The following is a 596-nucleotide window of genomic DNA, read 5'->3' on the forward strand; positions in this document are numbered from 1 at the left end:
TTACTTTGTTTCGGATTAGTACCTAAGGAAGATCTGAATAACCGCTGGTTTTTGCCCCTTTTCCGCAATCTTGGCGGAAAAGGGGCGCATTGGTCTTACGCTGCAGGTTTTTTATCAATCAGCAGGTTGCTGAAAGCGACCAGCAAATGCAGACGGTTGGTATACTTGGCATTTAAAAGCGATATGCAACACCGATGCTCACGATAGTGGGGTCCACTTCCACTTTTGCCTGAACAGGGGCCGGGCCCAGGTTACCGGTGATATCCGCCTCGAAGGGTGCATATCTAACGTCAAAATTTGCCGACCAGTTATTGTGTATCCTCCAGCGAAAACCAGCCTGAACCGCAGGGGCCCATGTATCTTCGACGTCGAAGTCGGTTAGTGCGCGATCCTTCTCATCTAAAAAGAGAATCCGTCCTACACCCGCTCCAAAGTACGGAGAGAAGTTGCTACCCGTCAAAACATGATACTGAAGCGAAAGAATTACCGGACCATAATCTGTTTGACCAAGAAAAAGACCGGAGAGAGACTCTTCGCCCTGGAGGTCCGCACTAGCGGGAATGCCGCCAAAAATGTTAGGGAGGCTCTGAATAAGT

At 49.3% G+C, this 596-nt stretch carries 1 protein-coding gene; it reads right to left on the reverse strand.

Going from position 1 to position 596, the window contains the following annotated elements; translation table 11 throughout:
* Nucleotides 1–172 precede the first annotated feature (172 nt).
* A partial coding sequence (locus Q675_RS23395) for an OmpW/AlkL family protein (protein ID WP_023010670.1) occupies nucleotides 173–596 on the reverse strand: 424 nt, incomplete at its 5' end.

This window comes from Marinobacter sp. EN3 (assembly GCF_000475315.1).
GTDB classification, from domain to species: Bacteria; Pseudomonadota; Gammaproteobacteria; order Pseudomonadales; family Oleiphilaceae; genus Marinobacter; species Marinobacter nauticus.